This is a genomic window from Clostridium neuense (genome assembly GCF_045310695.1).
Lineage (GTDB): Bacteria > Bacillota > Clostridia > Clostridiales > Clostridiaceae > Clostridium_S > Clostridium_S neuense.
This window is the reverse complement of the sequence record NZ_JBJIAA010000017.1, coordinates 47,532-73,694: the sequence shown is the minus strand read 5'-3', so window position 1 is coordinate 73,694 and position 26,163 is coordinate 47,532. Positions and strand designations below refer to the sequence as shown.

The 26,163-nt window shown below is 28.8% G+C and carries 25 protein-coding genes; 10 read left to right on the top strand and 15 right to left on the bottom strand.

The window, feature by feature from the left end; genetic code table 11:
- Positions 1-299: 299 nt before the first annotated feature.
- The 13 genes from ACJDT4_RS18720 to tpx all read right to left on the bottom strand — a co-directional run bounded on the left by ACJDT4_RS18720 (position 300) and on the right by tpx (position 12,790).
- A complete protein-coding gene (locus ACJDT4_RS18720) occupies positions 300-1,205 on the bottom strand; it encodes a sensor histidine kinase (RefSeq protein ID WP_406789115.1) in 906 nt (301 codons plus the stop codon).
- Positions 1,206-1,232: 27 nt separating this feature from the next.
- Entirely contained in the window at positions 1,233-1,973 is a 741-nt protein-coding gene (locus tag ACJDT4_RS18715; RefSeq protein ID WP_406789114.1) for an ABC transporter permease, read from the bottom strand.
- Entirely contained in the window at positions 1,966-2,889 is a 924-nt protein-coding gene (locus tag ACJDT4_RS18710; RefSeq protein WP_406789113.1) for an ATP-binding cassette domain-containing protein, read from the bottom strand. The genes ACJDT4_RS18715 and ACJDT4_RS18710 overlap by 8 nt, the downstream gene beginning before the upstream one ends.
- A gap of 84 nt (positions 2,890-2,973) precedes the next feature.
- A complete protein-coding gene (locus tag ACJDT4_RS18705) occupies positions 2,974-3,675 on the bottom strand; it encodes a response regulator transcription factor (RefSeq protein ID WP_406789112.1) in 702 nt (233 codons plus the stop codon).
- 359 nt (positions 3,676-4,034) lie between these two features.
- Positions 4,035-4,685, bottom strand: a complete 651-nt coding sequence (locus ACJDT4_RS18700) for a DUF3298 and DUF4163 domain-containing protein (RefSeq protein ID WP_406789111.1) — start codon at positions 4,683-4,685, stop codon at positions 4,035-4,037.
- Between the two features lie 71 nt (positions 4,686-4,756).
- Positions 4,757-5,689, bottom strand: a complete 933-nt coding sequence (locus ACJDT4_RS18695; RefSeq protein WP_406789110.1) for an ABC transporter permease — start codon at positions 5,687-5,689, stop codon at positions 4,757-4,759.
- A gap of 3 nt (positions 5,690-5,692) precedes the next feature.
- Positions 5,693-6,790 (bottom strand): ABC transporter permease, encoded by a 1,098-nt coding sequence (locus ACJDT4_RS18690; protein WP_406789109.1) that lies wholly within the window; start codon positions 6,788-6,790, stop codon positions 5,693-5,695.
- 17 nt (positions 6,791-6,807) lie between these two features.
- Positions 6,808-8,322 carry an ABC transporter ATP-binding protein gene (locus ACJDT4_RS18685; RefSeq protein ID WP_406789108.1) on the bottom strand — a complete coding sequence of 505 codons (1,515 nt, stop codon included), beginning with the start codon at positions 8,320-8,322 and terminating at the stop codon, positions 6,808-6,810.
- A gap of 103 nt (positions 8,323-8,425) precedes the next feature.
- The gene (locus ACJDT4_RS18680) at positions 8,426-9,487 is read right to left on the bottom strand and encodes a BMP family lipoprotein (protein ID WP_406789107.1); all 1,062 of its coding nucleotides are present in this window, start codon (positions 9,485-9,487) and stop codon (positions 8,426-8,428) included.
- Positions 9,488-9,517: 30 nt separating this feature from the next.
- Entirely contained in the window at positions 9,518-10,435 is a 918-nt protein-coding gene (locus tag ACJDT4_RS18675) for a nucleoside hydrolase (RefSeq protein WP_406789106.1), read from the bottom strand.
- A 24-nt stretch (positions 10,436-10,459) separates the two neighbouring features.
- A complete protein-coding gene (locus tag ACJDT4_RS18670) occupies positions 10,460-11,374 on the bottom strand; it encodes a nucleoside hydrolase (protein WP_406789105.1) in 915 nt (304 codons plus the stop codon).
- A 341-nt stretch (positions 11,375-11,715) separates the two neighbouring features.
- Complete coding sequence (locus ACJDT4_RS18665; protein ID WP_406789104.1) at positions 11,716-12,072, bottom strand: GNAT family N-acetyltransferase; 357 nt, start codon at positions 12,070-12,072, stop codon at positions 11,716-11,718.
- A gap of 223 nt (positions 12,073-12,295) precedes the next feature.
- The gene (gene tpx / locus ACJDT4_RS18660; protein WP_406789103.1) at positions 12,296-12,790 is read right to left on the bottom strand and encodes a thiol peroxidase; all 495 of its coding nucleotides are present in this window, start codon (positions 12,788-12,790) and stop codon (positions 12,296-12,298) included.
- 266 nt (positions 12,791-13,056) lie between these two features.
- Here tpx and ACJDT4_RS18655 point away from each other — a divergent pair, with 266 nt between their 5' ends.
- From ACJDT4_RS18655 to ACJDT4_RS18640, 4 genes are read left to right on the top strand one after another with little or no spacing between them, the layout of a single operon-like run.
- Positions 13,057-14,523 carry a SpoIIE family protein phosphatase gene (locus ACJDT4_RS18655; protein ID WP_406789102.1) on the top strand — a complete coding sequence of 489 codons (1,467 nt, stop codon included), beginning with the start codon at positions 13,057-13,059 and terminating at the stop codon, positions 14,521-14,523.
- Positions 14,524-14,540: 17 nt separating this feature from the next.
- The gene (locus ACJDT4_RS18650) at positions 14,541-14,957 is read left to right on the top strand and encodes an ATP-binding protein (RefSeq protein WP_406789101.1); all 417 of its coding nucleotides are present in this window, start codon (positions 14,541-14,543) and stop codon (positions 14,955-14,957) included.
- The gene (locus tag ACJDT4_RS18645) at positions 14,954-16,219 is read left to right on the top strand and encodes a methyl-accepting chemotaxis protein (protein WP_406789100.1); all 1,266 of its coding nucleotides are present in this window, start codon (positions 14,954-14,956) and stop codon (positions 16,217-16,219) included. The genes ACJDT4_RS18650 and ACJDT4_RS18645 overlap by 4 nt, the downstream gene beginning before the upstream one ends.
- Positions 16,220-16,230: 11 nt before the next feature.
- Positions 16,231-16,506, top strand: a complete 276-nt coding sequence (locus ACJDT4_RS18640; RefSeq protein ID WP_406789099.1) for an STAS domain-containing protein — start codon at positions 16,231-16,233, stop codon at positions 16,504-16,506.
- A gap of 36 nt (positions 16,507-16,542) precedes the next feature.
- Here the strand turns inward: ACJDT4_RS18640 and kduD are convergent, their stop codons facing one another.
- Entirely contained in the window at positions 16,543-17,322 is a 780-nt protein-coding gene (gene kduD, locus ACJDT4_RS18635; RefSeq protein ID WP_406789098.1) for a 2-dehydro-3-deoxy-D-gluconate 5-dehydrogenase KduD, read from the bottom strand.
- A gap of 353 nt (positions 17,323-17,675) precedes the next feature.
- On the opposite strand from kduD, the gene ACJDT4_RS18630 reads away from it, so the two are divergent.
- Positions 17,676-18,557 (top strand): hypothetical protein, encoded by an 882-nt coding sequence (locus ACJDT4_RS18630; RefSeq protein WP_406789097.1) that lies wholly within the window; start codon positions 17,676-17,678, stop codon positions 18,555-18,557.
- On the opposite strand, the gene ACJDT4_RS18625 is transcribed toward ACJDT4_RS18630, so the two are convergent.
- Complete coding sequence (locus ACJDT4_RS18625) at positions 18,554-19,885, bottom strand: aminotransferase-like domain-containing protein (protein ID WP_406789096.1); 1,332 nt, start codon at positions 19,883-19,885, stop codon at positions 18,554-18,556. The genes ACJDT4_RS18630 and ACJDT4_RS18625 overlap by 4 nt on opposite strands.
- A gap of 223 nt (positions 19,886-20,108) precedes the next feature.
- Here ACJDT4_RS18625 and ACJDT4_RS18620 point away from each other — a divergent pair, with 223 nt between their 5' ends.
- From ACJDT4_RS18620 to ACJDT4_RS18600, 5 genes are all read left to right on the top strand, one after another.
- A complete protein-coding gene (locus ACJDT4_RS18620) occupies positions 20,109-20,714 on the top strand; it encodes a sugar O-acetyltransferase (RefSeq protein WP_406789095.1) in 606 nt (201 codons plus the stop codon).
- 201 nt (positions 20,715-20,915) lie between these two features.
- Positions 20,916-21,653, top strand: a complete 738-nt coding sequence (locus ACJDT4_RS18615) for an ABC transporter ATP-binding protein (protein ID WP_406789094.1) — start codon at positions 20,916-20,918, stop codon at positions 21,651-21,653.
- Positions 21,654-21,668: 15 nt separating this feature from the next.
- Positions 21,669-23,636: an FtsX-like permease family protein gene (locus ACJDT4_RS18610; RefSeq protein WP_406789093.1), complete on the top strand. Its 1,968-nt coding sequence runs from the start codon at positions 21,669-21,671 to the stop codon at positions 23,634-23,636.
- 19 nt (positions 23,637-23,655) lie between these two features.
- Entirely contained in the window at positions 23,656-25,227 is a 1,572-nt protein-coding gene (locus ACJDT4_RS18605) for a sensor histidine kinase (RefSeq protein WP_406789092.1), read from the top strand.
- A complete protein-coding gene (locus tag ACJDT4_RS18600; RefSeq protein ID WP_406789091.1) occupies positions 25,205-25,813 on the top strand; it encodes a response regulator transcription factor in 609 nt (202 codons plus the stop codon). Before ACJDT4_RS18605 ends, ACJDT4_RS18600 begins: the two co-directional genes overlap by 23 nt.
- The last annotated feature ends 350 nt before the right edge of the window (positions 25,814-26,163 follow it).

The following is a 26,163-nucleotide window of genomic DNA, read 5'->3' as shown; positions in this document are numbered from 1 at the left end:
AAAGCTATATGAAAGTAACAAATTTATACAACCTTACAGTTCCTATATATCAAATTAAATCTTACTTAAATGTGAATAGTGCTTTTTAACATTTTTACAGATACAAGCGCATAAACATAAACCGCCTAAATTGTATATTTAATTACGAAAAATATACATCAGCAGTCAATTTTACTTCTTATATCTTTATTAAATTAATAGTTAAAAAACACTTATACTCATTTCACACCTCAAAATTTATATTAATATTTTAATTTTCTTATATTTTAATCTACAGGTATATATTAACAACAAAAGCTTCAAATGTCAAATATCTTAAACTTGCAACAAATAATTAGAGCATTATCTTTTAATTCTGCATTTATACTCCCCTTCATTTTAAGTGCCAATTCTTTTGCTATAGATAATCCAAGACCTGTACCCTTACCACTACGTGTTTTATCTGCCATATAAAATCTATCAAAAATCCTCTCTTCATCTGCTGTTTCAAGGTTTTCTGTATCATTTATAACCTTAAATATTACACAGTCATTTTCTCTAGTTAAAGATATTTTTATATAACTTTTAAAATATTTAATTGCATTGGACAATAAATTATCTACAATCCTTCCAAGAGCACAATTGTCTCCTATAATAAATATATTTTTATCCTCTATGCAAATTTTAGGTTCAACTTTCTTCACGCTAAATTCAGCATATTTGGAAAGCAAAGCCTCTTGAACAACTCTAGATAGGTTTACTTTATCAAATTTAAGTTCATATTCTACCGAATCAATTAAAGATAGTTCATAAAAATCATTCAATAAAATTTCAAGGGTTTTTACTCTTTCCTCAATTATGTTTATATATTCGCTTTTTTCACTTTCATTTAAGTTACCCAGCTTTAAAAATTGAATATATCCTTTAATTGAGGTAAGTGGAGTTCTTAAGTCATGGGATATATCAGAAGTTGCCTTTCTAAAATTATTTTGAAATCTTATCTTATCAACTTCAAATTGCTTTTTTTCCTCTAGGTTCTTATTTATTTCTTCAGTTAAACTTTCTATTTCTTTATTGAAAAAAGAAATTGTTAAATTATTTATAGACTTCCCATTATTTATACTCTTAAGATTCCTTGTTAATTTTTTAAGCTCATTTTTTATAAAAAATAAGTGAGCAAATAACACTATTACCACAATAATTAAAACTATAACTACAATTATCATAAACCTGCCCACCCCTTCTTATATTAATCACTTTATATCTGCCTTATTGAATATATAAATGCTAAGTAATATTGAAAATGCTATCACTACTAACCCATGAAATACCACTTGTACCATTTGTGATATACTAATCACATTAGAAATTGCAATATTAGGAATATAAAATATTGTTTTTTCATATAAGTATTTCACATCATTACTTCTTAGTGAAAATGCAGATGCAAATCTATTAGCCATATCTAGCAAATAAAATATAGCCATTGGAGCAATAATGTTTCTAAATATAAAAGAAATTAATACTGCAATACTTGCCATTACAACATATGAAATCATCATAATTAATGTAACCCTAAGTATAAAAGCAAAAGCTTTAAAATTAAAGATTTCTCCATATCCATTCATAACAGTTTCTATTACCGTAACTGTTATAGGAAGTATTAAACTAATTATTATTGCTGCAGTACTAAACACTATACTTTTTGATAATACAACATCCCTTCTCTTATGTCCATAAGAAATAATATTCTTTGTATAACCTGATTTAAATTCATTTGTAATATAAATTGTAAATATACCTAAAAAGATTATCTGTCCAAGAAATTCCTCACCACCGAACATGCCAATCATTCCTTTTTTACCACAGTCATTCCTTAAAGATGGTGCTAAAATAATTCCTACTATTCCATCGATTATTCCTAGTACAATTAAAACATAAAAGCTTTTAGATCTTTTAAGCTTATAAAATTCACATTTCAGTAAATTAAGCATTTTTTTCACCTCTTATAGCCTTAGTAAAATACGTTTCTAAATCTTCTCCAGCAACTCTAATTTCTTTAACCATAATTCCTGCTCTAAAAAGAGCATTCGATACTTCGCCAGGACTATCTAAGAAATCATAAAGCTTTATATTATTTTGAGGAAGCACTTCAAAGTTTTTAGTATGAAGCTCCTTTTCAATTACACATGATGATTTAGAAACATCATCCACCTCAATATAAAGGAATCTTTTACACTTTTCATTTAACTCTTCTAAAGTTAATTCTTCTATTAATTTTCCTTTATTAATTATCCCATAGCAATTAGCTAGTTGATATAATTCTCCTAATATATGGCTTGATATTAAAATTGTAACACCCTGTTCTAAATTAAGCTTTTTTAATAACTCACGAATTTCTACTATCCCCATTGGATCGATTCCATTTATGGGCTCATCCAAAATTAGAAATTCTGGTTTTCCAAGCATAGCCATAGCTATACCAAGCTTTTGCTTCATTCCTGTAGACAACTTTCCAGCTTTTTTGTATTTTTGATTTAAAAGTCCAACCATAGTTAACACTTCATCTATACAGCCTTTCCCAGGTATGCCCTTTTGAATTCTGTTTATATTTAAGTTTATATACACACTTTCATCTTCATAAAATGCAGGTGACTCTATAAGGCAGCCTATTCTCTTTTTTGCTTCTTGAATTTTGTCCTCATCACTTTCACCAAAGAGTTCAATATCTCCACTAGTTTTTAGTGCAAGTCCAACTATTGTACGCATAAAGGAACTCTTTCCAGCTCCATTTTGACCAATAAAACCATAAATTTGTCCCTTTTTTATTGTCATATTTATATTCTCAAAGGCACTTATATTTTTATATTTTTTAGTTAAATTAACTGTTCTTAAAATAACCTCTTCCATATTCTTCTCCCCTCAGTAAATATTTTATATATCCATCTTAAAAAGTAACAAATAAAAAAACTTAAAGAAATCCTTAAGAAAATCTTAAGTTGTTCCTTTAAGCTTATATCCCATTCCCCATATAGTTTCTATGTACTCTTCATAAGGATTAGCTTTATGAAGTTTATTTCTAATATTACTCATATGAACATTAACCGTATTATCATCACCCATATACTCATCTTCCCATATACTTTCAAACAAGTTTGCTTTGCTAAACACTTTTTTAGGATGAGTTAAAAAAAGTTCTAGTATTTTAAATTCTCTTGCTGTAAGAGTTACTTCTTTATTATTTACATAAACCTCTTTAGTTTCCGTATTTAAAATAATATCTTTATACATAATCTTTTCATTTCCAACACTGTTATTTTGAAATTTTACATACCTTCTAAGATTAGAATAAATTCTTGCAGATACCTCTTCTATATCAAATGGTTTTGTTATATAATCATCTGCCCCCATCCTAAGAAGCTCAATTTTATTTTTATTTTCTATTTTAGCCGAAATTACAATTATGGGCATTTGCTTTGATTCTCTTATTTTTTTAAGCACTTCTTCTCCTGTGATACCAGGAAGCATAAGATCAAGGATTACAAGGTGAAATTCACTTGCATCAATTTGCATTATAGCTTCAGTTCCAGAATAGGCTTGTACCACATTATATCCATCTTTAGAAAGAAGTTTTTTAAGCATGTCATTTATATAAACATCATCTTCTGCTATAAGTATTTTTATGTTTTTGTCCACAGGAACCCCTCTTTTGCTTAAATCGTAGTAAACAAATTTGTCACACTAAAGATATTAAGCCGTAATTTTTAAATATTGTGAAATAAATCAATGCACAGTTTACATCTAAAATTCCGTAGGTACGGAGGAATTTTTTCCTTGCACTACCGTAGGAGCGAAGTAACAATGCTGAAGGAACGATTTAAAAAAATTCTAATAAATCTTGGTTCCAAAACTGTAAAATGCTTAGATATTTCAATCTGTTTGAGCATTTTTTCAGCGAGTTATTGAAATATCTTAGGATTTTACAGTTTTGGAACCTTAGATTTATAGGATTTTTTTAACGCGACGAAGCATTATTACTCCGCAATATTTATTAATTATACCATAAGTTTACTAATGGGACTTAATGGAGTTATAAGATTTTTAATTTTATCATAAGGAATTTCTATTTTAAAAATACCATAATAGCCCGGAGTATATTCATAAGGCTGATAGTAAATCACAAGCTTATCTTCAGTTAAATAAAACTGCTGATCTTTTGTAATTCCATTATATTCATTTATAAGCGGAATATTATTATCCTTAATATACTGCTTAGATATCTCATTGATTATAGGTATATAATTCATTTTAGGATTAAACAAATCATTAAAGGAATATAGCTGTCCAGTTTTTGTGTTTACTGTTAAAGATGAATAGGCTGTAACTCCATGAGCTGCTTTATTAACATAAGTGTACATGCTAAATAAAATACTTAAAATATCATCATTATTTAGCATAATTTCATAGGTACCAAATATTTCATTAAAGTCCACTTCTTCTGGAAGTAAAACTTGACTTCTGAAGAGTTTACTCACTTCATCTATAATATTATTATTTATTTTTGATATAACTTTGTCACTATTATCGTTCTGAATAAATGGATATTCTATATCGAATTTTTCCGGAGTAAGTTTTTGTTTTATAATCGTTACACTTTCTAAAGCTCTCATTCTATTATTTTTATATGGATTTCTAAAAAAAATCATGTATATTCTCCTCTCTAAATAACTTCCATACATTATATTTAGATATAAAAGGGAATATACATGAATAAATTTTATCTCTGTCCTTTTTCATAAGGCACACCGTCAGCCGCTGGTGCCACAGTTTTGCCAACAAATCCTGCAAGTGCAAGCATTGTTAATATATAAGGGAACATAGCATATAACTCATTTGGAATGTGCCATGCAAGTCCCTGTGCATTTATCTGAAGTGCATTTCCTAGTGCAAATATAATACACGCAATCATTGTAGGATATGGCTTCCAGTTTCCAAATATAAGTGCTGCAAGAGCTATAAAACCACGCCCAGATACCATACCTTCTTTAAATATAGGAGTCATTCCTAAGGTTAAACAAGACCCTCCTATTCCTGCAAGCGCCCCAGATATTATTACACACAGATATCTTATTTTATAAACGCTTATTCCCATAGTATCGGCTGCTATAGGCTTTTCGCCAACTGCTCTTATTCTAAGTCCAAGCGGAGTTTTAAAAATTATAAAGTTTGCAACTACTACAAGTATAAAAGCTGCTATAATAAACCAATTAAGTCCACCTACAAACTTACCAAGTATAGGAATATTAGCTATAACTTTTGGTACATTAAATGAAATACCTTTAACTATTTCAGTTTGTCCACCAATCTTAAACACTTTAAAAATCATAAAACTTGTAAATGCTGCTGCAAATATATTAATTGCAGTACCAACAATTATTTGATCCGATTTTAAATGTATACTTAAAAATGCAAGCAATGCAGATGTAGCTGCTCCTGCTAAAATTGCAAATAATATTCCAGCTATAGTACTTCCTGTATAATACGTGCCTAATACAGAAAAGAAAGCTCCCATAATCATCATACCTTCAATTCCTATATTTGCCACACCAGATCTCTCAGAAAAAACACCGCCTATTGCAGCAAATATCAAAGGAGCTGCCATTCTTAAAGTAGAATCTATTATTGAAATTATAAAATTTATATCCTTCACCTTCTACACCCCTTTTATTTCCTTTTTCCTTTTTATGTACTTTAAAATATAGTCAGTTGAAACAAATATTATTATTATAGCTTCAATTAAAGATACAACTTCTTTAGGTATATTATTAAGTTGAAGTATTCTTGAACTATTTTCAAGTACCCCAAACAAAATAGCTGCTGGTATACATCCTATAGGATTATTCTTTGCAAGAAGAGCAACCGCAATACCATCAAATCCATATCCTATAAAACTTGTCATAGTATTACTTTGATACATTGTTCCTGCTAAATGCAGTGCTCCACCAATTCCAGAAACTGCACCTGAAATAAACATAGCTAAAATCATCTTGCTTTTTATATTTATTCCACCATACTCTGCTGCAAAAGGATTAATTCCAACTGCTCGTATTTCATAACCTAAAGTAGTTTTAGACATCAAAAGATATACTAACACTACAGCTATTAAAGCAAATATAATTCCAATATTAGCTCTACTGTCAGAAATAAATCTAAATAGTTGAGCACTTTCCTGTATTATAGGAGTACATGCTTTATTTTTTACTCCAAAATGTGTTTCCATTATAACCATATTTACAACATACATTGCTATGTAATTCATCATTATAGTATTGATAACTTCGTTTATTCCAAACTTAGCCTTTAAGTATCCTGGAAGAGAAGCCCATAATCCTCCAATTAGTAGTCCGCCTATTATAATAAGTGGTATATGCACCCATACACTTAAGCCAGGTATTAGTCCAATGAGAGAAGCAGCAAGAAACCCCATTGTAAACTGACCTTCTGCTCCAATATTAAATAATCCACATCTATTTGCTATAGCATTAGCAAGTCCTGTGAAAATTAGTGGTACAACATAAACAGAGGTATCAAGTATCTGCTGCATACTTCCAAAACTTGATGATACAATAATAGACATTAAATCAGATAGTGCAGTAAAATAATCTGTTATTGAATACTTTTTTGCCCACATTACAAAAAAAACAGCTATAAATAATGAAAGAAATACTGAAATAAGTGGAAATAATAATGCATTTAAACTATCTTTTATTTTTGAATTTTTTATTTTACTTTTAACATCAATCTCACTCAAATGTATTCAACTCCTATTTAATTATTAATACTTCCGCCAGCCATTAAAATTCCCAATGTCTTTTCATCTACGCCCTTGTTTTCTAGTACTGCTACAATTTTACCATCATACATAACACCTATTCTATCAGATAAACTCAAAATTTCATCCAGTTCAAGTGAAACAAGTAGTACTGCTTTTCCATTTTCTCTCTCAGAAACTAACTGTTTATGGATATATTCTATAGCTCCAACATCCAGTCCGCGCGTAGGTTGAGCTGCTATTAAAAGGGATGGCTGTTTAAAAATTTCCCTGGCAATAATTAATTTTTGCTGATTTCCACCAGATAGAGATGCTGCTGTTACCTCCTCACTAGGAGTTCTTACATCAAATTGTTTTATTAAACTTCTGCAATGTTCTTTTATTTTTTTATAGTTTAGAAAGAATTTATTTTTAAAAACTTTTTTGTTTTGTAGTCCTAAGATACTATTTTCAAATAGAGAAAACTTTAAAACTAAACCTCTCTTATGTCTGTCTTCCGGAATATGGCCTACACCTTCATTCATTATTTCTTTTGTGCTTCTTCCAACCATTTCCTTACCATTTAGCTTTATGCTTCCGCTTTGCGCCTTTCTAAGTCCAGTTAAAATATCAATCAGTTCACTTTGCCCGTTGCCATCTACACCAGCTATGCCAAATATTTCACCACTTTTAACCGTTAAATCCACATCTTTAACAACCTTTACTCCTCTTTCATCTTCGGCATTAAGCTTATTTATTTCAAGTATAGCCTGTCCAGGCTCTTTACTGCTTTTATTTACTTTAAGATTAACTTTTCTACCGACCATCATTTCTGCAAGTTCATCTATATTAGTATCTTTAGTATTTAAAGTTTTAACAACCTCTCCACGCCTAATTATTGTTATTCTATCACTCATACTCATAACTTCTTTAAGCTTATGGGTTATAAGAATGAAAGATTTGCCCTCTTTTTTAAGCATACTAATTATATTTGCAAGTTCTTCTATTTCTTGAGGTGTCAAAACAGCTGTAGGCTCATCTAATATCAGTACTTTCGCTTTTCTATAAAGCGCCTTTAAAATTTCAACTTTCTGCTGTTGTCCCACAGATAAATCTTCTATTTTGTCATTCGCACTTACATTAAACCCATATGTTTTGGATAGTTTTTCAACTTCAAGAATAGCTGATTTCATGTCTATTTTTAATCCTTTTTTAGGCTCCATACCTAAAATAATATTTTCAGCGACAGTAAAATTATTTATTAGCATAAAATGCTGATGAACCATTCCTATTCCAAGTTTAATTGCAGCATGAGGAGTATTAATTTTCGTACTTACACCACTTATGCATATTTCTCCACTTTCTGGCTGATATAAACCGTATAGTACATTCATAAGTGTAGTTTTTCCAGCACCATTTTCTCCCAAAAGTACATGGGTTTCTCCTTGAAGTAAATCAAAATTAACTTTATTATTGGCAATGATTCCAGGAAATATTTTTGTTATTTCTTTCATTTCTATAATTTTTTTCATTACTTGTCCTCCTAAAAGAACTTTTTAATATATTATAAAATCATTGATTCTTTTAAAATTTAAAAGAATCAATGATATTTATAATAAACAAAGTAAATTCAATTTATTTTAATTCTTCGCCCTTAAATGCATTAGCATCTTTGATTGTATCTGGAACTTTTATCTTTCCATTTTTTATTGCATCTTTGTATTTGTCAACTAAAGTTAATATATCACTAGGTACATGTTTCTTTGAAGAAGGTGCTATATCAACTCCATTTTCTTTAAGACCAAAATATTCTGCTTTTCCACCTTGGAATTTTCCTTTAGTAAGATCTTTTACAACTTGGTATGTAGCATTATCAACTCTCTTTACCATGCTTGTAAGTATTACATCTGCATACTGAGGAACTGTTTCGGCCTGATCCATGTCAACTCCAATTGCCCATAGTTGTTTACTTTGTGAAGTCATTTCCTTTGCTGCCTTGAAAACTCCAACACCACTACCTCCAGCTGCATGATAAACAATATCACAACCATCATTGTACAAAGTCTTAGCTATTTCTTCAGCCATATTAGTATCTGTATAACTATTTACATACTTCTCTTCTACTTGTATTTTAGGATTTACAGTTCTTGCTCCTGCGATATATCCAGCAGCAAATTTATTTATTGAATCAATATTCATTCCACCAACAAAACCTATCTTATTTGATTTTGTCATTTTTCCAGCAATAACTCCCATTAAAAATGAACCTTCTTGCTCTTTAAATACAAGTGAAACTACATTTTTTTCGTTTACAACTGTATCAACTATTGCAAATTTCTTGTTAGGATTCTTTTTAGCTATAGCATCTAAATCATCTCCCATTTGGAATCCAATACCAAAAATAAGATCTGAATTATTACTAATTAATGCCTGAAGATTTGGCTGAAAATCATCTTTTTTCATTGATTCTACTGCCTTATAGTCTAAGCCTAATTCGTTTTTAGCTCTTTCTATTCCTGTGTTAGCTGATTGGTTAAAGGATTTATCATTTAATCCACCTTCACTAGTAGTTAATCCAACTTTAACCTTCTTTGAAGTAGTAGCACCATCTTTAGAAGCACTGCTAGCTCCACATCCAACCATTAAACTTGACACTAAAGCTAATGACAAAACTATAGCTGCTGCTTTTTTAAACATTTTATTACCTCCGATAAAATTAAATTTAATTTATATAAAAAGTTTTTTTAACATTGAAACAAATTTATCTCTATCTAGGTCTATGCCTACATTAACATTTGCGGGCTTATTAAGTAGGTTATTTACGTCTACGATAGTCTTTCCTCTAGTTAGGTCGCTACTTGTTTCAACATCTACATGAAAACTTTTATATTTCATAATGCTGTTGTCAATTACATACCCCATAGCAAATGGATCATGCATTGCAGCACCTTCCACCTTCAGTGCTTTGCAATTTTCATATATTTTAGTAGCTAATTTTGCTACTAATTTTGCCATTTTATTGTTTCCTCTACCTATTTCATCAATATCATCTTTATATAATAAAGCTCTATTAGTAACATCTAAGCCAATCATAGTAACTGGCACCTTGGATTCAAAAACAATTCTTGCAGCCTCTGGATCAGCATACATATTAAATTCTGCCGCTGGTGTATCATTTCCACCGTTTATTGCCCCTCCCATAATGGTAATACTATGTATTTTATCAACTATATCAGGGTAAATTAATATAGTTGAAGCAATATTAGTAAGTGGTCCAAGGCATACAAGCCTCAACTCTCCGGAATACTTACATGCTTCTTCATATATAGTGTCGTAAGCATTCTTATCACAAACCTTTATATGTGGATCTGGAAATTTCAAATTTCCAAGTCCCGAAGCCCCATGATACCATTCTGCAGAAAAATGTTCTCTTCTTATATGTTTTTCAGCACCACTAGCAACTTTTATATTAAGTCCTGAAAACTCAACAAGCTTTAAAGCATTAACAGTAGTTTTTTCAAGTTCTACATTTCCAACCACAGTGGTTATCGCTTTAATATCAAGATTTTCTGCCGCAAACGCCATAAGTATTGCTACTGCATCATCAATTCCTGGATCTGTATCTATAACAATAGGTATTCTCACTATTCATCTCTCCATAAATTCAAATTACATATTGATTAAAAAGTTTTTTAATATATAACTAAATTTTTTTATATCCAAAGAATATAAAACATCTACATTTCTAGTTTCTTGCAATACATGATTGATATCAACTACGGTACATCCATATGTAAACTCTCCACCAGTTTCAACCGAAACCACGCATTTGTCAGATTTAAAAATGTCCGGACTGCAAGCATACATTATGCCGCATAAATTTGTAAGAGGTTTACTAGATAATTTTAAACTTTCAAATAACGAAGTCAATTCATCCTTAACATAATCTGTAAAATATTCATTTTTAGATGCTCTTATACCTTGTAATATTTCGTCAATTTCTTTATTATTTAAAAGTGCTTTTTCAGTTACATCTAATCCGCACATAACTATAGGAACACCTGAATTAAAAACAATATCTGCTGCATAAGCATCTGAGAAAATATTCTTTTCAGCACAAGGAGTACAATTTCCACCATAAATTGCACCTCCTACAACTATTATTTTGCTTATATTCTTTTTAATTTCCGGACATGCTAATAACATTCTAGCTATATTACTTAAACTTCCAGTCGAAATAAAACTTACCTTTCTATTAACCTTTTTTAGCTCATCAAGCATAATTTTAGGTGAATTTTCAATTTCATAATTAAATTCTTTTATTAAATCTAATGCTTTTTTATCAAAATTTTTTTCATTGTTATTTAAGTCCATTATAGGATTACTTTTTCCAAATATAATCTTAGTATTTTTCTTAGATGATTTTAAGAACTTAATAATATTATTAACATCCTTTAATTTCACATCACTAGATATATTTATATTAATCATATCTAAAGTGATATTTTTAGCAAGGATAGAACTTAATATAAAAATAGTATTATCGAACCCAATATTATAATCTACGAAAATTGGTTCCTCCACTAATTTTCCTCCTCAAAAATAGAATTAATTATTCACACAATGTTCACAATTTCAAAAATATATGTTTTATATTTTACCATTTCTATTAAAAATATGCAATTGTTTCTTTAAATATTTACACAACTTTCAATGTCAGTTTATATTATAGCAGATAAATTTCAAAAACAACATACATTTTTTATTTTTTTTATTTTTTTGTTCGTGTTTTTATTCTTCAATTCCTATTTTACTTAATCTTTAGATATTAAATTTAAATTCTAATTCATATAAATAATTTTAAATATAAAAAAATTAAAGAACAAGATTTCCTATAAAAATCCTATTCTTTAACTTTTAATTTGCTATCTAAATTTCCAAGGTCTTAAGTATATTTCCTTAACACCAGTTTCCCTGGCATACTTTTCAATATAATTAATCAGCTTATTTTGATATCCTTTTTCTTTTAAATCATCATTAACATTCATCATTACTAATTCTGCAATTTCATCTTCCCCAGGTGCTCTTTTAAATTCAAGACTTCCAAAACCCTTAAGAGAATTTGAATCTTCAATAACAAAAATCTCATACTTTGTATCATTAAAAAAATCTTCTACAACTTCTTTTGCCGTCTTTTTAATTTTTTCAGAATTTAATCCTACCTTAACTAAATTTATTAATTGGCTCTCATCTTGTAAGTTTGCAACTCTTATGTTACACATATTCAAATCACCCTATCCCTTTATTTGACTAAAGATTAACCACCTTAAAACTTGAAATTTATTTGTACCAAAATGCTTAGAACACAGCATTTAGGTACAAATGAATTCCAAAATTTGAAGCAGTTTATCTATATGCATTATAAGTTATATATTAGTATATTTTCCATTTATAGTCAATATAAAAAGATATCTCTAAAAATTCTGTGCACTTTTTAAGCATATTTTACTTTGCTTTTTTGGCCGCTTCTAATATTTCATCATAGTTAGGATAATCTGCTATTTCCTCAAGATACTTTGCGTAGGTAATTTTATTATCACTATCTACTACAAATGCTGCTCTTGTAAGAAGTCCAAGCTCTTTTACATAAGTACCAGTGCTGTTTCCAAAATCTCTATCCTTATAATCAGAGAGTGTAACCACGTTTTCAATACCTTCTGCTCCGCACCATCTACCTTGCGCAAATGGCAAATCCATTGATATTGTATAAACTGTAACTCCTTCTAATTCCGATGCTCTCTTATTAAATGTCTTCACCTCAAGATCACAAACAGGTGTATCAATTGATGGTACTGAAAGAAATATTCTAATTCCTTTTGTATCTTTTAATGAAACTTGTTCAAGAGAATTATTTGTAGCTGTAAAATCTGGAAATTTACCTCCTACTTTAAGTTCATTTCCTATTAATGTTACTTCTTTTCCTTGAAATTTAACTTTCATTCTATTCAGTTTACTCTATAAATCTATATTTAATAAAGTAAACATTTCACCTCGCTTTATAATATTTATTATTAGTTAGTAAAAACTATCTATAAATATATATTACTACATAATTATAATGTTGTAAATATATCTTGCAAAACTTATACTTTCAATTAATCCATGCACCTGGTAATAAATCTATTTATTGTTTTTTTATGCGCATTGTACTATAATAGTCACGAATACGCATGATCTAACTTAAATATATGTGGGAGTGACTTTTTTTGGAACAAATATTAACTTCAAACTCATTCAATTCAAACGATGCAGCTTATATTACCAATAATTTATTCAACAACCCTGATGTTTTATTTAAAGTGCTCAATGCTCTTCCTGATGTTATAAAGGTATATAAAAAAGATAAAAGTATAATATTCTTTAATGAAGCAGCTAGTCACTTTTACGGTAGGTCACCAGAAGAAGTTTATAATAAAAAATGTCAAGAAATACTTGATAATGGAATGCAGTGTGATAACTGTCCTTTTGATAAAGTTTTACAAACGAAAAATATGGTATCAATTGAAAAATACTATCCAAAGGCGAATAAATATATGGACTTATGCTGTACACCAATTTTGGACAACTCAGGCAAAATACTTTTTATTGTAGAAAGACTAACAGATGTAACCGAAAAAAAAACACTTTCAAATCTTATTAAAAGAGATGAAAAAATGTACCGCCAAATAGTAGATTTCTATCCAGATGGTATAATTATTCTTCAGGACTATAAAATAGTCTTAGCAAATAACGAAATTAACAATTCCCTTGGTTGGTCTGAGTCAAGTAAAAAAAGTATACTATATTATATTCCTCAAAAAGATAGAAAAAATGTAACTAAACTTATAAGAAATATTTTAAAAAACAAAGATTCAAAAACTATTAGACATTATACTTATACAAATTCAAAAAAAAATAAAGTTAGCTTACAAATTTTATTAAGCTATATATCCTACAAAGATAATGATGCAATTCTTGCAATAATTAGGGATACAACTGAATTTAAAAAAAGCTTAGATATGGCCACAAAAATTCAAAGCAATAGCCTTCAAAAAAACTTCCCTTTAGATAAAAAGGCAGATTTTGAATATATTTATTATCCTGCTCATACTGTTAGTGGAGATTATTTCAAAATGTTTAAAATAAATGAGGATCTTGTTATAGGTATGTTAATGGATGTTAGTGGTAATGGTGTTACTGCTGCCCTTAATGTTTCAGCTTTCGATGTTTTATTTCTTGAAGAAATTTTAAAAACTCAAGATCCTTTAACAATTTTAGATAGTCTAAACATAAAATATAATCGATATGAAAAGGGCTTTATTGCTGCCTGTTGTTTTAGCTTTAATTTTGCCAAAAAAGAGGCTCTTGTGATTGGAGCTGGAATAAACGAATTTATTGTAAAAAGAAAAAGCGGACTAGTAGAGGAACGAACCGTAAAAGGCTCTTTTCTAGGTATGTTTGAAAACAGTGTTTTTGATAAGCAACTAATTAAATTTGATAGTGGTGATACTTTTTATTTTTTCACTGACGGATTAGATTTTGTATTTGATGAAAATAAAGTTGTACAAAACTATATAAAATCTTCAAATATACATCAATTTAAAAAATACATAGACGATTATTTAAATGATATGTTAATTGAAAAAGGAAAATTAACTGATGATTCCTCAATGCTCGCTATAGAAATAAAATAAACTTAGGGTGATAATTTATGTTGAATTTAATAAAAAATACTCAAACTTTATATGGCATAGATGGTTACAATAATGTAATTGAAAATATAATACAAAAACTAAATGCCTATGATTACTATTTTGATATAAAATTGATTTTAACTGAAGCTCTATTAAATGCCTTTGAACATGGTAACAAAAGCGATAAAAGTAAACCTATAAATTTGTTTTATAATTTTGATGGTAAATATTTAAATTTTAAAATAACTAGCTCTGAAAAGAACTTACCAAAGATTAATATACCTGAGTCTGTAAGCAATGAAGATCTACTAAAAGATCATGGCAGAGGACTTTTTCTAATAAATTCTTTATCTGATAAAGTAGAATTTAAAGATAATTCATTGCTTATACAAAAGAATATTTTAAATGATACAACTGAGGAGGTCTCTATATGAAAAAAAGTTTAGAATCAAAATTAATTCCACTGATTTTTATTGCGTTTTTACTTCCTATAATACTTTTGGAAATTTACATTTTCATGTTTACTTCAAGTTCACACAAAGGTTATAATATCGGAATATTAATTATAATAATTATAATAGCAATATTATTTCTTACTTTTTCCTATATGCTTGTTAAAAACAAAATTATTAATCCCTTAAAACAGCTTGAAACTTCAATGACAAAAGCAGGTAATGGAGATTTTACTGCAAAAACTAACATAAAAACTGGCGATGAACTTCAAACATTAAGTGAATACTTCAACACTATGTTAGACGATCAAGATAATATGATAAAAAAAATAAGAAATTTTTCTGAAACCTTAACTGCCGAATCTGAGGAAATATCAGCATCTAGCGAAGAAATTAGTTCTGCCACAGAAGAAGTAGCTGCACATATTGAAAATGTTGCTCAAAGCTGTGAAAAACAAAATGATTTAATTGTACAAACTTCTCAAGTTCTTGTGGAACTTTCTAGTTTAGTTCAAATAGCTCAAAGCAAAGCTTCAACTGCTAAGGGCAATTCAGATATTACTATGGATGCTGCCAATAATGGAAGAGCTCAAATTGAAAAAACTTTAGATGCAATAGACAATATAAGTAAAACTTCTAATGAAGCCGAAACTATAATGCATACTTTAGATGAACTTTCAAATAAAGTAAGTGGAATAATAACAACAATAAATGATATATCTGAGCAAACAAATCTACTTGCTTTAAATGCTGCAATAGAAGCCGCAAGAGCTGGTGAACATGGCAAAGGTTTCTCTGTAGTTGCAGATGAAGTAAGAAATCTTTCAGAACAAACAAGCAGCGGTGCTAATGAAATATCTAAATTAATAACTGAAATGACTACTTTAACTAAAAAAGCTGTTGATTCTATGTCTTCTAATAAAAAAGCAGTTGAGAATGGTGTTGCTGTGGCATCAGATACAGATAAATCTTTTGTAAACATAATTTCTTCAGTAAATCAAATTGTAAGTGATGTTAATGAAATAGTTGATGTAACTAAAGATGAAGTTGCAAGTTCAGAACAAATAATAAAACTAATAGATTCAGTTGCAAGTATTACAGAAAAGAACACTGAAAGCAGTGAGCAAGTAGCTGCTGCATCTGAAGAGCAGGCATCTGCTATACAAAATGTTGCTGCTAGTGCAGAGCATACAAGTGAAACTGCAATTGATATGAACAAATTAATTGAAAAATTCAATGCTTAGAGGTGAAATTGATGAAAGACATTATAATACCAGAAAATTTTTCTGTTGAAGAAGCTTCTGAATATAGAAAAAAACTTAATGATTTAATTGAAAATGGTGAAAAAAATTTAACATTAGATTTTAGCAAATGTACTTTTATTGACAGTACAGGCTTAGGTGTTTTAGTTAGTGTATATAAGAGATGCAATGAACTTAACGGAACTTTTGTATTGCATTCAATAACAAATCCCCAAGTTTTAAAAATATTTAAACTCACTAGACTAGATAAAGTATTTAAAATCATATAAAAATTGCTAGGAGAAATCTCCTAGCAATTTTTATATCTATCTAACAAGCCAACCACCATCAACAGCTAATATATGACCATTAACATAATCTGAAGCCCTACTTGCAAGAAATACTACTGTTCCCATAAGATCAGCTGGTTCACCCCATTTTTCAGCTGGTATTCTAGATAATATTTCATTATTTCTATTTATATCAGCTCTTATTGGCTCGGTATTTGCTGTTTTTATGTATCCAGGTGCTATTGCGTTTACTTGTATATTATGGCAAGCAAGCTCATTAGCAAATGCCTTTGTAACTCCAGCTACCGCATGCTTACTTGCAGTATATGGTGGTACAAATTTTCCACCTTGAAAAGTTAACATAGATGCTACATTTATTATTTTTCCTGATTCTTGTTTTACCATTATTTTAGCTACTTTTTGGCTTAAATAATAAAGAGCGTTCAAATTTATATCTAAAACTGCTTGCCAGTCTTCATCCTTGTACTCAAGAAGTGGAGCTCTTCGTATAGTTCCTGCATTGTTTACAAGAATATCAATTTTTCCATAGATGTTCATACATTTTTCTACTATTTTATCTCTATATTCTTTATCAGTTAAATCTCCTTCTATAAATTCTATCTTTCTTCCTGCCTTTTCAACCAATGCTCTTGTTTCTTCCCAATTCTTTTTATCATGGGTAGTTACAAGCAAATCAGCACCTGCCTTAGCCAAAGCCACAGTATATCCTTGTCCAAGTCCTGTATTACCGCCAGTAACAATTGCTACTTTCCCCTTCAGACTAAAAAAATCTAATGAAAAATCTTCTAATGACATAATTCTTCCTCCTGAATATATTTATATTAATAAACACTATCATTTTAGATTAGGTATCATATCTAATAATTTATTTATTACATATGCAAATGGTACAATTAGTTAATAAAATTCAAAAAAATAAAATACACATTATAAAATATGACATATAAAAAGCCTATTCTACAAGGTATATCTTCTATACAGCTAATCTATTTTAACTACAATATTAATTTTTTAAATTTTATAACCTAATTCTCTTAATATTTTTTTCTCCTTCTTATATTAAGTTCATTTACACATCTATTATAACACCCAATATCTAAATTGAATATACTATTACAGTGAATACTACTTAATGGAGTGTATACAAATTGGATACTTCAAATTATGATACTGCAAAAATAAATGAAAGATATTTTAGACCTTCTAAACTTCCTGCATTAAACGTTAGAAATTTTGACTATACTTTTTACGATAAATATTCAAATCCAGATTACACAAAGATAATTTTACCTGACTATCTATTTACTTCTCCTGAAAATACGATTTTAAATTACTTCAGCATACTCCGTGAGGCGGAAAGCATATCAAAAGGTGGCTGCGGAAGCATTGGCGATGGCAAATCCCCCTATCCAATTTCCTATAATTTTTTTACAAAAGAATATCAAAACACTTTGCCATATTCAGAATATCTGAAAGCCTTCACTGATGTCGGACATATAAACTTAGTGAAACTTAATAATTTAACTAATCAAACTGTACCTAAAGATACCTATAAATACTTTTTTGAAGTAGAAACAATAGAACCATCTACAAATGGCAACACAAGTTTTGCATATTACTATGGATTTATGTACCTAAAAAATGAAAATGGTAAATATAAAATTTCTAATATAGATATACGTGGAGAGGACTTTTTATGTGCTGCATATCATGGTTGGTCTCACGATGCTGAAAGCTATGTAGGCGTAACCTACGGTGATTGGTGCAATCTTATAAAAACAATGCACCCAATTGAGCAAAAAGGATATGTTAAAAATGTTTATTTTACAGGTAATGATGGCAAGGAATACAAAATTCAATTTTTCGAGCTAACCAATGGTACGGATGTTGAGGTTGGTCAATTTATTAAGGACAGCAGTGGCAATTGGCAACCGGTAACAATAGATATATACAAATGCCTACCAATTAATAGAACATCCTATTCTCCATGTCCACTTTGGAGAATATATCAAAATAGAAGAGGATATTAGCCCTCTTCTACAGCTTTAGTTATTTCATAAATACCTTTTTTTATTTTGTGTAAATTGGTTCTGCTTACACTTATTCTTATAAACTTGTCATTATTATTATTTAAATAAAATTTAGCTGCATCCATAATTATTATATTTTTAGCTTTTAACTTTTCAATGATTCTATTTACATCCACTCTTTTTTTTATTTCAAAACTTGCAAAAAAGCCAGACTTAGGTATGTACCATTTTATATTGGGACTATTTAAATTTTGTGTCAATTCTTTAAGGTAATTCATTCTTTCACTGTATATTTTTCTAAGCCTTTTAATATTTTCATCAAACATACCACTTTTAATATAAATTTCTAAAGTCCCTTGTGCTAATATGCTTGTATTTAAATCATTCCACTTTTTATATTCCTTAAAAATCTTAGCTAATTTATTTGGAATAACAGCAGCTGAAACTCTAATACCTGGAAAAAGTACTTTAGAATACGTTTTTAAATATATAACTCTTGATTCCATATCCAAAGCATATATTGGATCGGATTTATTATCAAGCTCTAAATCTCCTAAATAATCATCTTCAACTATATATACATCATATTTTTTGCAAAGCTTTAATATTATTTTTTTGTCCTCAGTATCATAAGAAAAACCTGTAGGATTGTGAAATCTAGGTATAGTATAAAAAAACTTTATACTTTTTAATTTAAGAATTTCCTCAAACTCATCAAAGTCTATTCCATTAGCTCCTCTTTTTATACCTATAGTTTTTATATGATTAAGCTCTAAAGATTTCAATACCCCATAATAGGTCGGCTCTTCTACAAGCACATTTTCTTTATTATTTCTAAAATCCATTATATTTAAAATATTTATAGCCTGCTGCGACCCTGAAGTTATAAATATATTCTCCTTATTTGCAAATACCTGATAATTTTCAAGCTGCTTTCTTACAACTTCAATTAAATTGGGATGTCCCTGTGCATAGTCGGCACTAAAAAGACTATTTTTATATAAATCTATTGCTATATCTGCACAGTGGTGAAATTCTTTATATGGTAAAACTGACTTATCTTGCGCTGCTGACTCAAAATCTACTTTTTCATCATTCTCCATTAAGCCTTTTTTAAAACTATTTTCAATAAGATAGTATCCACTTTTAGGTATAGAATAAATTATCTTTTCATTTTCCATAATTTCATATGCTTTAACAACCGTAGCTTTGCTGCACTTAAACTCCTCTGAAATACTTCTTATAGATGGCAGCTTTTCACCAGCTTTAATATCACAAGTCACAATTTTTCTCTTTATATATTTTATAATCTTCTCGTATTTATTCAAACTATCCCACCTTTTCAGTTAGCAATTGGCGGTTAAACATTGATGGTTAATTAATATTGTTAAACTACTCAACTATCATTTTTTAACTATCCTCTATCTATTATCAACTGTTCACTAGCATATTTCTGTACCAGTTCACCTTCAAGTTTTTATAATTGTTTTTCATACTAATGCAAGCTTATACTTTAAGCATAACATACTTTTTATTTTAGGAGGTAATCTCATGACTGAAGAAGAAAAAATATTTGCTGGAAGATTATTTGATGCTCGCACAAAAGAACTTCGTAATATTAAGCATAAAGCTCATGTGCTTTGTCAAAAATTCAATTCACTTGATGAATATGATGAAAATCGACTGCCAATCATCAGAGAATTCATCGGAAAGATTGGAAAAAAATATTATTTCCAAGGTCCCGTGCAGTTTAACTATGGCTGCCATACCTTCATCGGTGAAAACTTCTTTGCCAATTTTAATACAACAATTTTAGATGATGGTAGAATTTACATAGGCGATAATGTAATGCTTGGACCAAATGTTTCTCTCATGGCAAGCTCACACCCACTTATTGCAGAGGAAAGAACTGCAATGAAATACAAAGACGGGCATGTATCTGTATCCGAATATGCAGATGAAATACACATTGGAAATAATGTTTGGATTGCTTGCAATGTTGTAGTTTGCGGCGGCGTGCATATAGGAAACAATGCCGTCATTGGCGCTGGAAGTGTCGTTACAAAAGATATACCAGACAACTATATTGCATATGGCAACCCTTGTAAGCCAGTAAGGATGATTACAGAAAAAGACTCAAAACTGGACTTACTATAATCAATGGATCCGCATATTCATTTAAAAACCTCATCTCTATAAGCTTGAAAATGTATGAGCAAACTACAAAACATATTTGCTCATATCATGCCTTTTCTTTCATCCCATTGAAGTTCAAAATAAAAATATGCGCTTTTTACTCATTTCAAAACTCCTTTTAGATTATATACTTTACTTATAAAAATTGAAGGGAGAAATAAAATGTCTACATTATTAATAGCTAAAAACGCAACAAAAATTTATAATAAAAATCAAAAACCAGCTTTAAATAAGGTTTCGTTTCAAATAGAAAATGGAGAATTTATAGCCATAATGGGTGCCTCAGGTTCTGGAAAAACCACCTTGTTAAATGTACTTTCTACAATAGATAAGTTAACTAGCGGTGACATCTTTATAAATGGAGTAAATATTAAAAATTTGAATGATAGCAGTGCCACTGACTTTAGAAAAAATAATTTAGGTTTCATTTTTCAAGAATACCTTTTACTAGACAGCCTAACAGTAGGAGAAAACATAGCAGTTCCATTAACCCTACTTCATAAATCTCCAAATGAAATTGAAAATTCTGTACAAGCTCTAGCAAATCGCTTTGGAATAGGACATCTTTTATCCAAATACCCAAATGAGTTATCTGGTGGTCAAAGGCAAAGAGTCTCAGCAGCAAGAGCCATCGTTAAAAGTCCAAATATATTATTTGGTGATGAACCTACTGGAGCTTTAGACTCAAATTCAGCTACTGAACTTCTTGAAAAATTAAGTGAAGTAAACAAAGAATTGCAAACAACTATTTTAATGGTTACACACGATGCTAATGCAGCAAGTTATGCTAAACGAATTATAATATTTAAAGATGGACAAATTAAAACTGAATTAAATAAGGGTACCCTTACAAGAAAAGTTTTTCTCGATAAAATTTTAGAAGAAATAGCTAATCTTTAAGGAGGATTTTAAACTATGAATTTATTTACTATTGCTAAAAAAAATCTCAAAAAAAACTTTTCCATGTACTCCCTATATTTATTTTCAACCTCATTTATAATAATGGTATTTTTTAGTTTCGTAACTTTTTCAAATAACGAAGTTATATTAGGGCGAATATCTAGGGATGGTAGAGTAGAAACTATGTCCAAAGCCATTTCAATATTTCTTATGTGTTTTGTTATATTTTATATGTCATATTCTAATTCCTTTTTCATTAAAAGAAGAGTAAAAGAACTTGCAATTTATGCTTTATTAGGCTTTAAAAAAAGCAGCATGATTGTTTTACTGTTCTTTGAAAACTTGTTAATTTGTTTAAGTTCTCTTATTATTGGAATTTTTTTAGGTTGCTTCCTTCATAGAGGCTTTGTAATCCTCATAATTCATCTTTTAGGATTAAAGGTAGATTTATCAAGAATGGATTTCATTAGTGTAAAAGCTATTATATTCACTTCTTTATTTGTAATATTTATTATATTTGCTTTATTTATATCTAATTCTCTATTTCTTAAAAAAAATTCTCTATTGTCCCTTGTGCATGTAGATAAAAAAAGTGAAAATGAGGTAAAACCAAAAATTTGGAAAGCAACCTTAGGATTTATAACCTTAATATGCGGATATGCTTTAGCCTTTAATATAACCCTTGGAAAAACTTCCTTATGGATAACTATTGGCTTTGCTCCTATGGCAACTTTAACTCTTTTATTTGTTGTGCTTGGGACAGTATTATTTATAAATTCCTTTTTACCTTATGCCATATTAAAGTTAAAAAAACATAAAAAAAATTTTTATAGACAAATAAATATAATTGTTATTCCAAAATTTGTTTATCGCATAAGAACAAACGCAAAAACACTTATTACATCAACACTTATATCTGCTGTAACTTTAACAGTGCTTGGAGTAACCTTAATTACAATCTACTTTCCATTTAAAAGCTTAGACCGAGTTATTCCTGCTGCATTTGAATTTCCTATGGATAATACACAAAAAACAAATACAGCAATTAACCTTGTAAGAAAAGAAGTTGGAGAAAAAAACTTTTTCTATAAAAAAACTTCCTTAATTAAAGTAACCTCCTCTTCTAAAAATCTTCCTTATGAGTATAGACTTAATAAGCCTAATGGCTTTGAACTTATATCTGTGAAAGATTACAAAGAGCTTATGAAACTTCAAAATAAAAAATCATCCTTAGAGAACTTAACCAAAAATAATTGTGTTTTAGTTAAATATCAGCAAGATAAAACTGATGATTTTAAAGGAAAAATTTTTGAATTAAATCTTAATCAAAGTAACACTTTAAAAGTAAATGTAATAGCAAGCACTCTAAACAATCCAATTGGCTTTAATAACAGTATTGGAACCCTTATTATTTCAGATGACCTTTACAACAAAATTGAGAAACTTAACCTTCAGCACAACAAGGTAATCAGTATTTTCGGCAAAAACATGAAAAGTAATAAATTACTTTATGAAAAACTTGCTCCTATTTTCAAAGATAATCCTAGATTTCAAGGTGCTTATCAAAGGCTTAATGAATATATAACAGAAAACAGCTCAACGCTTCTACTTATTACTTTTGTTACTGCTATATTTTTTATTGCTACAGGAAGTCTTTTGTATTTCAGTAGTCTTTCAGGAATCTATTATGACAAGAATGATTTTAACATTTTAAAAAAGATAGGTTATAAAAATAAAAAAATAAAGAAAATTATAAGAAGCCAAACATCAGTACTTTTTATTATTCCATATATACTTGGAACCATTCACAGTCTTTTTGCTCTGGAATGTTTTAAGCCTTTAATGCCAAACTTAATTGGAAATACAAATATATACTGGATTCCCGAGCTTGGAAGCATTGGCATTTACACAATAATATATATAGTTTATTATATAATTACAAACCGAGTTTGCTGCAATATGGTATTGAAAAAAAACATGTAATATATGGTGGGATTAAGTTATGAAGCTAACATATGAAAAAAAACAACACTTAATTTTGTTAAATGAACTTTTTATAATAATACTCTTATGCTTCTACCATTTAAATAACGTTGATACTGAAGCTTCAAGTATATTATCTTTATTTATTATTTCAATTATGCTTATATTTTCAGCTTATGTAAGCTTTAGCAATTTAAAAAGCAATGGCATTTTATCACAATTCTCAATTTTACTTATTTTAAATTCTTGGGAATTCATGTTGTTCCAATATAACAATGATTTTACACTCAAGGCTGCCATTTTACTCGGTATTTTCATTAATTATAAAATAGTAACTTTTTTGATGATGTTCATTTTTCAAAATTCTTATTATAAATATAAAACTTCTACAAACACTATTTTAAAAATAGTCTGCTTTGTAACCTTAATCTCAACTTTAAATATGAGATTTATTTCTATAACACTTTTTTTACAGTGGTTTATAAGTCTTGGAATCTGTTTATTCCTATTTACCATACATAAAAATAGACTTATCTTTTTTCTTAAAAACGAAAGAAAAAATTTAATTTACACTACAACCATCATAGTGGTTCCTTACTTAATTTATAGTCTAACTTTTTTAAAGAACTCAAATTATTTATCTAATTCGGCACTTTATGTAATTGTAATGCTTCCTTTATTCAGTATTCTTAGCATTATCCATGCTAGCCGTCCAGAATTAAAGACATATGTAAATTTAAGTTTTAAAAATAAAGCTTTAATTTTAGCTCTACTTTTATGTTTTATACTTGTAATTGGAGCCATCTTAAAGTTTGATGTTATAAGCTATTTTATTATTATTCACAGCATAGTCTTTTTTGTTTTGTTGTACTTAGCTTTAACCTATAAAAATATTTTAACAAAACAAGATTCTTTAATTATAGGCATGCAAAGCTTTTACAGCAGTAGTTTAAGACAAATCTTGAAGGAAGAAAATTTGAGAAAAGATTTTTCAAATTACCTTCATGATGAAATACTTCAAGACTTACTGTCAATAAAAAATATTGTAAATAAAGCTGAAAAACCAAAAATTAAGGAATTGATAATTCAAACACTTGATAATTTGAATATTTCCATAAGAAGTCAAATGCAAGAGTATCATCCTACTATACTTCAAAGTCTTACTTTAAAAGAAAATTTCAAAAATCTTTTAAATTCAATATCTGAAAGATACCACGGCAACAATGTGAAAATTAACTTCAACTGCGATGATAAATTTTTTCTAGTAGAACCCTACAATTTAATTATTTACAGAATACTAAAGGAGCTTACTACAAATTCCTTTAAACATTCAAACTGCAATAATTTATGGATAAGCTTATATGAAGAAAATAAGAAAATCAAGCTTATTGTAGAAAATGATGGTACTGATTTACCTAATCTTGAAAATATTAATTGTAATTCACATAAAGGTTTATCCTCTATTAAAGAACAAATAATTTTCCTTGATGGTACTGTAAAAATGTCAAAGCGAAAACCATCTGGTTTATGTACTGAAGTTAATATTCCAATGAAAGGTGATAACTCATATGAATATTTTATTAATAGATGATCATGCATTATTTTCAAAAAGTTTGGAAATAGCTCTAGAAGATTATTCTCAAATAAAAAGTTTTAAATCCATACAAGATATCTCAAAGGTTATACCATATATAGCCAAAAATCATCCTGATATTATTTTAATTGATATAAATCTTAGCAACATAAGCAGTGAAGATGGTCTAGTTCTCGCTAAATCCATTTTAGCTACAATTAGAACCTCCAAAATTGTAATTTTAACAGGTTATGATTTACCTGTATACCGCTACGAAGCAAAAAAAATTGGATCAAAGGGCTTTATAAATAAAAACATACTACCAGATAAGTTACTGCAAATATTAATTGATATAAGTAATGGAAAGGAGTATTTTTCTTCTGAAGTCAACTATATTGAGGAACTCACCGAAAGTGAGAAACAAATCTTGCAGCTCTTGTGTAGTGGCTGCAAACGAAAAGAAATTGCACACATGCTTTACTCCAGCGAGCGCACAATTTCTAATCACCTTCAGCATATATTTGACAAACTTAATGTAACTTCTTCACTAGAAGCTGTCACTAAAGGAATTCAGCTTGGATACATAAAGCCTCATTTATTGTAAATTTAATGTACTATCTGCCGTTATATTATATAGTATTTCTTCTGTCCATTTAAACAAAATTTATTCACTACTTTAATTACTAAAAGAACAAGCACAGCATTTGGATTACAAATGTGGCTCTTCGCTTACAAAACTGGATTTTAGGTTACAAAAACTGCGTTTCATTTACAAGAATTAAGTTTTGAATTACAAACATGGTTTTTCGTTTTACAAAGTGGCATCTAATCTTTCAATTAACCCCATACTTATAATAAATAGTATACTTATATTATCATTTTATTGATATTCATTAAAAACATATTGAAAAATGATATGCTTTTTAGTATACTTTACTTATAAGCTAATTTGAA

Bases quoted from the DNA above. Each gene is read 5' to 3' on its own strand.
- ACJDT4_RS18720 (WP_406789115.1), bottom strand. From the start codon at position 1,205: ATGATAATTGTAGTTATAGTTTTAATTATTGTGGTAATAGTGTTATTT.
- ACJDT4_RS18715 (WP_406789114.1), bottom strand. From the start codon at position 1,973: ATGCTTAATTTACTGAAATGTGAATTTTATAAGCTTAAAAGATCTAAA.
- ACJDT4_RS18710 (WP_406789113.1), bottom strand. From the start codon at position 2,889: ATGGAAGAGGTTATTTTAAGAACAGTTAATTTAACTAAAAAATATAAA.
- ACJDT4_RS18700 (WP_406789111.1), bottom strand. From the start codon at position 4,685: ATGATTTTTTTTAGAAATCCATATAAAAATAATAGAATGAGAGCTTTA.
- ACJDT4_RS18685 (WP_406789108.1), bottom strand. From the start codon at position 8,322: ATGAAAAAAATTATAGAAATGAAAGAAATAACAAAAATATTTCCTGGA.
- ACJDT4_RS18680 (WP_406789107.1), bottom strand. From the start codon at position 9,487: ATGTTTAAAAAAGCAGCAGCTATAGTTTTGTCATTAGCTTTAGTGTCA.
- ACJDT4_RS18665 (WP_406789104.1), bottom strand. From the start codon at position 12,072: ATGTGTAACATAAGAGTTGCAAACTTACAAGATGAGAGCCAATTAATA.
- tpx (WP_406789103.1), bottom strand. From the start codon at position 12,790: ATGAAAGTTAAATTTCAAGGAAAAGAAGTAACATTAATAGGAAATGAA.
- ACJDT4_RS18650 (WP_406789101.1), top strand. From the start codon at position 14,541: ATGTTGAATTTAATAAAAAATACTCAAACTTTATATGGCATAGATGGT.
- ACJDT4_RS18645 (WP_406789100.1), top strand. From the start codon at position 14,954: ATGAAAAAAAGTTTAGAATCAAAATTAATTCCACTGATTTTTATTGCG.
- ACJDT4_RS18640 (WP_406789099.1), top strand. From the start codon at position 16,231: ATGAAAGACATTATAATACCAGAAAATTTTTCTGTTGAAGAAGCTTCT.
- kduD (WP_406789098.1), bottom strand. From the start codon at position 17,322: ATGTCATTAGAAGATTTTTCATTAGATTTTTTTAGTCTGAAGGGGAAA.
- ACJDT4_RS18620 (WP_406789095.1), top strand. From the start codon at position 20,109: ATGACTGAAGAAGAAAAAATATTTGCTGGAAGATTATTTGATGCTCGC.
- ACJDT4_RS18615 (WP_406789094.1), top strand. From the start codon at position 20,916: ATGTCTACATTATTAATAGCTAAAAACGCAACAAAAATTTATAATAAA.
- ACJDT4_RS18610 (WP_406789093.1), top strand. From the start codon at position 21,669: ATGAATTTATTTACTATTGCTAAAAAAAATCTCAAAAAAAACTTTTCC.
- ACJDT4_RS18605 (WP_406789092.1), top strand. From the start codon at position 23,656: ATGAAGCTAACATATGAAAAAAAACAACACTTAATTTTGTTAAATGAA.
- ACJDT4_RS18600 (WP_406789091.1), top strand. From the start codon at position 25,205: ATGAATATTTTATTAATAGATGATCATGCATTATTTTCAAAAAGTTTG.